The sequence below is a fragment of the Okeania sp. genome, from assembly GCF_983059655.1.
On the sequence record NZ_CEZPJD010000511.1, the window covers coordinates 1 to 5,781 of the forward strand.

Below are 5,781 nucleotides of genomic sequence, written 5' to 3' on the forward strand. Positions count from 1 at the left end.
TCTCAATATTATTCTGGTAGATAATTTCACAACCGCCGGAAATAATGCAGCTATTAGTAATAACCAAATTATCTACACCCCATTACCAGGTTTCAGTGGCACAGATACTTTCACTTATCAAATTTCAGATGGCAATGAAAATACTCCTAACTCTAGCGCTACAGTTAATGTAACTGTAGACTCCCCACCTTCCGGCAGTATTAGTGGGATTATATTTGACGACACTAACCAAAATGGTTTTCTCGAACCAGGAGAAACAGCATTAGCAAATGTCACAGTTTTTATAGACAGCAATCAAAATGGCATTCCTGACACCAACGAACAAACAACAGTTACAAACCAGTCTGGTATCTACACTTTACCTAACCTATTACCAGGTACTTATACCATCACAATAATTACTCCTCAATCTGATGCTACTCTCACAATTCAAGAGTTTTCTGTCACCCTGTCTTCTGGGGAAAACCTCAATAATATTGACTTTGGTTATAGCATTACCAACCCAGGTACTCTCCAATTTAGCAACCCTACTTTTAGCGTGATAGAAAATGAACTCACCGCTACAGTTACAGTTATTCGTACTGGTGGAAATGATGGAGTAGTAAGTGCTACTCTCAACCTTTCCAATGGCACAGCATCCCAAGGTATTGATTATGGCAACCCTGTTCCTGAGACTATTTTCTTTGCAGATGAGCAAACCCAACAAACTGTTAGTATTCCTATTGTTAATGACAGCTCAGTTGAGAATACGGAAACTGTCAATTTAAGTTTAAGTAACGTTACAGGTGGGGCAACTGTTGGTCAACCTGCTACTTTAGAAATTATTGATGATGACGAGCCACTTCCAGCACCTCAACCTTTTATTACTAGGGTGTTGAGTTTTGATGGTGAATTTAACAATTTTGATTCTGTTAGGTCTGTTCCAGTTACTCCCCCTCAAGAGCCTCCTGACCTTCTATTTTCTGCTAATACTGTAGCTTTAGTAAGTAGGAATCAAGGAGGTCAAGGAAGATTTGATGGTACGACTAACAATAATACTGTTATTGCCTACGATATACCAAACCGAGAATTAGGGTTCGAGCTGGATGCTATTGTCATTGATTTAGCTGAAGTTATCGAGCGGATAGGTGAAATTGAGTTTGGTAATTTTTCGTTTGACTATGCTTCTCCTAACAGAAGTCACAATGTCAGGTTCTTCAATGAAAATCGTCAGGATATTGGCCAAGGAGCAACTTTAAGTCCAACTATTTCTGTTCCTGGCCAACCCAATAATTTCAGTAACTTTAGCCGTCAAGGTGTTCCAATTCCAGAGAATACCCAGTTTATTGCTATTGGCAGTGAGTCTACAGAAATTGGTATTGATAATTTACAGTTTACATTACAACCAAAGATAGACATATAGCAGAAGGAAGAAGGTTTTATACAATGTCCAGATGATTAAGCATCATCAAAATGTCTTTCTCTCAATGTTGAAGAAATATCCCAAATCTCTGCTCCTATCCAGTGTTCCCTCTTGAATTTACACCTACCACCTATAACCTTCTTCAAAAGTATATTTACTTAGGGTTTGCTTATATTTTGAGGTCAATATATAATATATTATAAGCAATTTATCTTAGTTGTTTCTACAGAGAAAATTTAGAAAATATACCTATTTGTTATGTACCTAATATAAAAGTACAATCCCTATTACAAAGAAGGAAGAAGTTAGGACCGAAGTTGGAAGAAGGAAGAAGGTATGAGTATAATTAAAAACTTTAGTTGTGGGTATAAAGCCCACTTAAAACAAATATGTATTCCAAGACACGTAGGGCGATGGAATACTGCGTGCTTGTTTTCAATCCCACGTTTTTAAACGTGAGTCCTTCTTCCGTCTTTCTTCGTGAATTCTGACTTGCTAAGGCACATTTAAAATGCGTCTTAGCTTCAAGTCCTAATGTTAAAATTTTGCATAACCTCCTGACTGTTATAAATAATTAAGTTTATAACCGAAAAACGATCGGTATTATCCTGGAGGAATTAATATATATGTAATCTTTTGAGGCTATTTTGAAGATATTGTTTACTAAAGTCCTACTATCCAGTCAAAATTTTTGAGAAAGATTTTGTAGTAGATTTATTGAGGTATTAATCTATGCGTTATTGGATAAACTATCTTGGGGTGATTACGACTGCTTTAGCTTTGAGTTTTTCTACATTTGAAGGATTACATCAAGGAGAAAAGTGGAAAATTTCACCTGCATTTGCTCAGGATATTTCTTATAGTAGTTCTAATAATGAATCTGAAATAAGTAGGCTGTTAAAAGAAGGTGAGAAATATTATCAAAATGAGCAATACGAACAGGCATTAGAAAAATTTCAGCAGGTATTAAAACTACGACGGGACACAGGAGATTTACTTGCAGAAGGTCGTGCTTTATTCTATGTAGGAGTAATGTACGAAAAACTAGGCGAAGGTGAGAAGGCTTTCGATTATTATTGGGAAGTTTTAGGGGTTGCTGAAGAAATGGCCGATCAAAACAATTCTAAAAAAACTAACTCTATGTTATGTAAAACTCCCGCAGGAAAAAAAATGTTGAGGGACGAGAAAAGTCAGATTGAATTTGATTGTTGGGAAGGAGACTCTGGTAGTGTAACTCTTTTATTTGATGAAGATAGCAAAAAAGAATAAGACTAACTCAGGCTTCTCCAGAAAAGAGGGAGTAGAGAGTAGGGAGTAGGGAGTAAGGAGAAATAATTGAGAATTTATGTACGATAATTGATTTAATTTTTGATTATTGGAGATGTCTAATAGACTCCCCAATGAATTAATTGAACTAAGTAATAGCTTTAGCGATCGCCCATTATTTGGTAATTGCTAAAGCTGAATAAATAAAAAATAGAGAAAATGTTTAAAAGTAGTGGAAAAAGGATAATTAAAAGACTCATAAAATTTTTTCTAATCTGCTACTTAAGTTTAACTTTTTACTTATGCTACGAAACAGTATTTCCTCAAATATTAAATGCCGAACAATCTCAAAATCAACTAATCTCTCAAAATCTACAAAAAACTGAAGCAGAAGAACTTTATCAACAAGGCCAACAGCTCTACAATGATGGTCAATATCAGGCAGCTTTAGAAACTTATCAAAAAGCTTTAGAAATATTCCAATTATCATACAGATTATCAGATAATTCTACTCAATCTCTATCTCTAAAAATAAGTGAAACCCTTCACAGTATTGGAGCCACTTATCAAAAACTAACTGACTATCCCCAAGCATTAGATTATCATCAAAAAGCATTAAAAATACGTCGTGAAATTAATGAAAAACAAGGTATTGGTAGTAGCCTAAATAGTATTGGTGCTATTTATTTTCTCCAGGGAAATTATGACCAAGCTTTAAATTATTTGCAGCAAGCTTTAGCAATACGTCAAGAATTAGGAGATTTAGTTAGAGTTGGACGAACTCAGAATAATATAGCAGCAATTTATCAAAATCAAGCTCAATATTTTCCAGCATTAGAATATTATCAACAAGCTCTAAAAACATTCCAAGAATTAGAAAATTTTCAAGGTGAGGCAGCAGTTACTAACAACATTGGCTTAATTTATCAGGAATTAGGTCAGTATGAAAAATCCTTAGAGTGGTATCAAAATGCTTTAGAAATTTATCAAGCAAATAACAATAAAAATGGCGAAGGAAATACAATAAATAATATTGGGCTTACCTATAAATTGCAAAAAAAATATCCCCAAGCATTGATATATTATCAACAAGCTTTAACAGTTAGAGAACAAATAAATGACAAGGCAGGAATAGGACAAAGCCTGAATAATATCGGCTTAGTTTATGACGAAAAAGGTGAATACCAAAAAGCACTAGAATATTTGCAGCAAGCATTAACAATTTTCCAGACAATAGGCAATAAAACAGAAGAAGGACGTACCCTAGATAGCCTGGGTACAGTTTATAAAAGCCTCAGAGAATATACCCGAGCAGAAGACTACTATCGCCAGGCTTTAACTATTCAAAGAAATATTGGCGATCGCGCTAGCGAAAGAATAACTTTAAGTAATATTGGAGATTTATTAGCTGCAGAAAAACAGCAGGAACTAGCAATTATTTTATATAAAAGCTCTGTAAATGTCACAGAAGCAATTCGGCAAGATATACAAAATTTTCCTCTAGATAAACGGCAATCTTATGCTGAAAAAATTGCTCATACTTATCGTCTTTTAGCAGATTTATTATTACAGCAAAACAGAGTCACAGAAGCTCAACAGGTTTTAGATTTATTGAAAGTTCAAGAACTAGAAAATTACCTCGATAATTTAGAAGATAATAAACAAACTTCTGTGGGAATAGAATTATTACCTCAAGAAAAAGAAATATTGGATAACTATACCGCTATCCAAGATAAAGCAGTACAGGTAAACAAAGAACTCACAGACTTACAAAATATACCACCCAAGGATAGATCGAAAGCTCAACAACAACGTATTAATGATTTAGAAGCAGAAAAACAGCAAATAAAAGCAGAATTTCAGAACTTTATTTCCAACGAAAATATCGTCAAAATTGTACAGGAACTAAAGCAAAAAACTGATGGAGAAAGTATAGATATTACGAATCTAAGTAGACTGCAAAACATCCTCAAAATCAAGCAAAATGCTGTACTACTTTATCCATTAATTTTAGATGATAGGATAGAATTAGTTTTAGTAAAAAGTAAAGGATTGCCAATACATCGTTCAATTCAGGTTAATAAAACAGATTTAAAAAATTCAATTATTAACTTGAGAGGAGCTTTAACATACCCGAGAAAAATAACTAGCAACGAGAGAGCAAAAACAGCAGCTCAACAGTTATACAAATGGTTAATAGCACCTTTAGAGGCAGATTTATTCTTAGCACAAACTAAAACTATTATTTATGCTCCTGATGGTTTATTACGTTATATTCCAATAGCAGCTTTATACGATGGAAAAAAATGGTTAATAGAAAGGTTCAATATCAACAATATTACTGCAGCAAGTCTGACGAATTTCAATAGTAAACCTCTAGAGAAACTCCGAATATTAGCCGCAGCTTTTAGTCAAGGAGACTATAAATTTCTTGTAGGTTCTAGAGAATTTAGATTCTCAGGATTAAAATTTGCCGGACAAGAAGTAGAAACCTTAGCCAAGATGATTCCTAATACGACAAAACTACTCAATGAAGCCTTCAATTGGAATGAAATTATTTCACGAGTTAATAAGTACAATATTTTACATTTTGCCACCCATGCAGATTTTGTCAATGGGCAACCAGAAGATTCTTTTATTTTATTTGGTGATGGTAGTCGTTTAACTTTGAGAGATATTACAAACTTATCCTTACCTAATATTGATTTAGCAGTTTTGAGTGCTTGCCGAACAGGAGTAGGTGGCATTCTCGAGGATGGTTCAGAAATATTAGGATTAGGTTATCAAATGCAACGTGCAGGGGTGAAAACATCTCTGGCAAGTTTGTGGCAAGTTGACGATCTAGGAACGCAAGTGCTGATGGTTAAATTTTATCGGGCTTTGAAAACAAGGAATATAACAAAAGCAGAAGCATTGCGAAAAGCACAGTTAGCTTTGATAAATGGGAGTATTAATGAAGAAGAGGCAAAAAGGTTGAGACACCCTTATTATTGGGCACCATTTATTTTGATTGGTGATGGGTTGTAGCAGAAGGAAGAAGGAAGAAGGAAGAAGGAAGAGGGAAGAGGGGAGTGTCGGGAGATAGTAATCAAGCATAGCACTACTATTCAGAA

The 5,781-nt window shown here is 34.5% G+C and carries 3 protein-coding genes; all 3 read left to right on the forward strand.

From position 1 onward, the window contains the following. A partial coding sequence (locus AC3DU7_RS23020) for a Calx-beta domain-containing protein (RefSeq protein WP_488041626.1) occupies window positions 1–1,402 on the forward strand: 1,402 nt, incomplete at its 5' end. A 732-nt stretch (window positions 1,403–2,134) separates the two neighbouring features. Next, window positions 2,135–2,671, forward strand: a complete 537-nt coding sequence (locus AC3DU7_RS23025) for a tetratricopeptide repeat protein (RefSeq protein ID WP_488041627.1) — start codon at window positions 2,135–2,137, stop codon at window positions 2,669–2,671. A gap of 216 nt (window positions 2,672–2,887) precedes the next feature. Next, a complete protein-coding gene (locus AC3DU7_RS23030) occupies window positions 2,888–5,695 on the forward strand; it encodes a CHAT domain-containing protein (RefSeq protein ID WP_488041628.1) in 2,808 nt (935 codons plus the stop codon). The last annotated feature ends 86 nt before the right edge of the window (window positions 5,696–5,781 follow it).